The organism is Micromonospora sp. NPDC049679 (assembly GCF_040659735.1).
Lineage (GTDB): Bacteria > Actinomycetota > Actinomycetes > Mycobacteriales > Micromonosporaceae > Micromonospora_I.
Genome location: NZ_JBFANZ010000082.1, coordinates 1,001 through 4,806 on the forward strand (window position 1 = coordinate 1,001; position 3,806 = coordinate 4,806).

The window sequence follows — 3,806 nt, forward strand, 5'->3', positions numbered from 1 at the left end:
ACGAGGGTGGTTACCGCGGCGGTGACCGGGATTCGCGTGGCGGTGCCCCTCGTGAGGGTGGTTACCGCGGCGGTGACCGGGATTCGCGTGGCGGTGCCCCTCGTGAGGGTGGTTACCGCGGCGGTGACCGGGATTCGCGTGGCGGTGCTCCCCGTGAGGGTGGTTACCGCGGTGGAGACCGGGATTCGCGTGGCGGTGCCCCTCGTGAGGGTGGTTACCGCGGTGGAGACCGGGACTCTCGTGGCGGTGCCCCTCGTGAGGGTGGTTACCGCGGTGGAGACCGGGACTCTCGTGGCGGTGCCCCTCGTGAGGGTGGTTACCGCGGCGGAGACCGGGACTCTCGTGGCGGTGCCCCTCGTGAGGGTGGTTACCGCGGCGGAGACCGGGACTCTCGTGGCGGTGCTCCCCGTGAGGGCGGTTACCGTCCCCGTGAGGGTGGCTACCGTGGCGGTGACCGGGATTCGCGTGGCGGCGCTCCCGCCCGTGAGGGTGGTTACCGTCCCCGTGAGGGTGGCTACCGTGGCGGCGACCGTCCCGACTCGCGTGGCGGTGCTCCCCGTGAGGGTGGTTACCGCGGCGGTGACCGGGACTCGCGTGGCGGCGCTCCCGCCCGTGAAGGTGGTTACCGCGGTGGAGACCGGGATTCGCGTGGCGGTGCTCCCCGTGAGGGTGGTTACCGCGGTGGAGACCGGGACTCGCGTGGCGGTGCCCCTCGTGAGGGTGGTTACCGCGGTGGAGACCGGGACTCGCGTGGCGGTGCTCCCCGTGAGGGTGGTTACCGTCCCCGTGAGGGCGGCTACCAGGGCCGGGAAGGCGGCTACCGCGATCGGGACGACCGCGCGTCCACTGGCGGCGCACCCGCGCCGACGCTCCCCGACGAGATCGTCGCGGCCGATCTGCACGGTGAGGTCCGCGCCGAGCTGCTCTCGCTGGCCCGGCCGGTCGCCGACACGGTCGCGCGGCATCTGGTGGCGACGGGTGTCCTGATCGACGAGGACCCGGAGCAGGCGCTGGCGCACGCGCTCGCCGCGCGGCGGCTTGCGTCGCGTATCGCAGCGGTGCGGGAGGCGGTCGGGCTGGCCGCGTACCGGACGGGTGAGTGGCAGACCGCGATTGCGGAGCTGCGCACCTATCACCGGATGACGGGCCGGCACACGCACCTCGCGGTGCTTGCGGACTCCGAGCGGGCGCTGGGCCGGCCGGAGCGGGCGATCGACATCTACCGGGGTGCCAACCGCGACGCGATGGACAAGGCGAGCGCGATCGAGCTGCTCATCGTCGCCGCCGGCGCGCGCCGCGACCTGGGTCAGGCCGACGCGGCTGTCGCGATGCTGCAGGTCCAGGAGCTCACTGGCGGCGGTACGGAGCCGTGGGCTGCCAGGCTGCGCTACGCGTACGCCGACTCGCTGTTGGCGGCGGGCCGCCGGGAGGAGGCCCGTGAGTGGTTCGCCCGTACGGCCGACGCCGACGAGAACGCCGAGACCGATGCGGCCGAGCGGTTGCTGGAACTCGACGGCGTGGTGATCGAGGGCGACGACGAATTTGACGATGACGACGAGGCCGACGACGAGGCCACGGACGACGAGACCGGGAACGACGAGACCCGTTACGACGCGACCGCGGACGTCGACGACGACGTCGACGATGAGGACGACGTCGACGATGAGGACGATGCCGAGGAACTGGCGGCGCAGGGCGCCGGCGACGAGGCCGACCTGGTGGTCGCCGAGACCGACGAAGACGGCCGTGGCCCCGTGCCGGCAGTTCTCACCGGCGACGACGACGCCACGACGCCGGATGAGGCTGGCGACGGGGCACGCGGCGAGGCCGGTGGCGGCGGTTCGCAGGAGCGGCCCGGCGCCTCGGCATCGTGAATCCGAAACGCCTCGTTGACGCGTACGACCTGGTCGTCTTCGACCTGGACGGGGTGATCTACCTGATCGACCGGCCGATTCCCGGCGCGGTCGAGACGGTGGCCCGGCTGGGTGAGGAGGGCCGGTCGATCGCGTACGCCACGAACAACGCCTCGCGGCGCTCGGCTGAGGTCGCGCGGCTGCTCACCGGCATGGGAGTGCCGGCGACCGACGACCAGGTGCTGACCTCGGCCGGCGCCGCGGCGATCCTGCTCGCCGAGCGTCTCCCCGCCGGGGCTCGGGTGCTGGTCGTCGGCGCGCCGGCGCTGCAGGCCGAGGTGCGGGCCGTCGGTCTCGAACCGGTGACCGGCGCGGACGAGGCGCCGGTCGCGGTGGTGCAGGGATACGGCCCGTCGGTGGGCTGGGGCGAGCTGGCCGAGGCGTCGGTGGCGATCCGGGCGGGTGCGCTCTGGGTCGCCACCAACACCGACCGCACCCTGCCGAGCCCTCGAGGGCCGCTGCCGGGAAACGGATCGCTGGTGGCGGCGCTGCGTACCGCGCTGGGACGGGAGCCCGACGTCGTCGTCGGTAAGCCCGCCCCGGCGCTGTTCACCGCCGCCGCCCACCGGACGGCCGCCTCTCGGCCGCTGGTGGTCGGAGATCGGTTGGACACCGACATCGAGGGTGCCGTGCGGGCCGGTATGGACAGCCTGCTGGTGCTCACCGGTGTGAGTGGTCCCGTAGAGTTGCTCGGTGCGCCCGAGAGCCGTCGGCCCACGTACGTGGCGGCGGATCTCGGTGGACTCTTCGCACCGGCGGACGCGTTGCGCGTATCCGTGGATCAGCCGGATCCGCACGGGTGGCGGGTGACCGACGACGGCGTCGGCCTGAGGCTGGACGGTGCCGGCACGACGATGGACGCGCTGCGGGTGCTCTGTTCGGCGGCGTGGTCGGGCGCTCCCGCGGAGCGGGGCGTCACCGGAACGTCGGACGCCGCGCGCGCCGCGGTGCGGGAACTCGGTCTGGACAGCGTGCGCTGACGTCGGGTCAGGACCCGGCGTCAGCGCGCCAGCGGCGAAATGCCGCGATCAGAGCAGGTTGCGGAGCTTGAGCAGGTCGAACGGGTTGGCGCTGATCGAGATCCGACGGGCGGCCAACGCCCGCGCCACGTCCAGCTCGCCACGGACCAGGGCGACCAGGTCGTCGCTCGTCGTGGTCAGGGCGATCTTCGCCTTCGGGTCATCGCCGTCGGCGAGGTCAAGGAGCTCGCCCTTGACCAGTCGCCCGTGGAATGCGGTGCCGAGGTCGGTGACCCGGCAGGCGAGGGTGCGGTCGATGTTGACCTTGTCGCGGAGCTCGGCGGCATTGGCCGCCAGCCGCGCCGCCAAGTCCTGTAACGCCTGTCGGCACTCGTCGACGCTGGCCACCCGTACCTCCGCTGAACTGATCTCCGGGCGTTGACAAACGCCACGCGTGTTTCCCCCGTGGCACCGTACCGCAACCGGACAGACCCGACCGGTAGCGTGACACCGAAGCATTGGCACCGCGAAGGGATTCGGCATGCAGGACGCGTGGCGGGCTTACCTGGAGATGGCGCTCGGGATCACCGAGGCGTCGAGGAAGAAGGCCGAGAAGGCCGCCAGGAACCTGATGGGCAAGGGTGGAGCCACGGCGACGCAGTTCCAGGCGCTCGCCGAGGAGCTGCTCACCGTCGGCACCGCCAACCGTGAATCGCTGACCAAGCTGGTGCGGTTCGAGGTGGACCGCGCACTCGGCGCGGTGGGGCTGGCCACCGCCGAGGAGGTCGCCGACCTGACCGGTCGGATGCGCCAGCTTGAACGCGAGCTGCGGGACGCGCAGGCGCGGGCCGAGGAGCTGGGCAGGATCCTCGCGGCCCTGGACGACCTGGAGGCGGCGTGCGCCTCCGGGTCGTTCCGCCCGACCATCGAAGAC

At 72.5% G+C, this 3,806-nt stretch carries 4 protein-coding genes and 1 pseudogene; 4 read left to right on the forward strand and 1 reads right to left on the reverse strand.

Annotation, left to right across the window (positions count from 1 at the left end):
- The 3 genes from AB0J06_RS26210 to AB0J06_RS26220 form a co-directional block, all read left to right on the forward strand.
- Positions 1-987 (forward strand): hypothetical protein (locus AB0J06_RS26210; RefSeq protein WP_357432327.1); only part of this gene is annotated, 987 nt, incomplete at its 5' end.
- Positions 921-1,874, forward strand: a complete 954-nt coding sequence (locus tag AB0J06_RS26215; RefSeq protein ID WP_357432325.1) for a Replicase polyprotein 1ab — start codon at positions 921-923, stop codon at positions 1,872-1,874. The genes AB0J06_RS26210 and AB0J06_RS26215, both read left to right, overlap by 67 nt.
- Positions 1,871-2,893 carry an HAD-IIA family hydrolase gene (locus AB0J06_RS26220; protein ID WP_357432321.1) on the forward strand — a complete coding sequence of 341 codons (1,023 nt, stop codon included), beginning with the start codon at positions 1,871-1,873 and terminating at the stop codon, positions 2,891-2,893. Before AB0J06_RS26215 ends, AB0J06_RS26220 begins: the two co-directional genes overlap by 4 nt.
- A 48-nt stretch (positions 2,894-2,941) precedes the next feature.
- On the opposite strand, the gene AB0J06_RS26225 is transcribed toward AB0J06_RS26220, so the two are convergent.
- Positions 2,942-3,280 carry an SCP2 sterol-binding domain-containing protein gene (locus tag AB0J06_RS26225; protein WP_357432323.1) on the reverse strand — a complete coding sequence of 113 codons (339 nt, stop codon included), beginning with the start codon at positions 3,278-3,280 and terminating at the stop codon, positions 2,942-2,944.
- A gap of 133 nt (positions 3,281-3,413) precedes the next feature.
- Between AB0J06_RS26225 and AB0J06_RS26230 the strand changes: the two are divergent.
- A pseudogene (locus AB0J06_RS26230) lies at positions 3,414-3,806 on the forward strand (hypothetical protein); the annotation flags it as partial.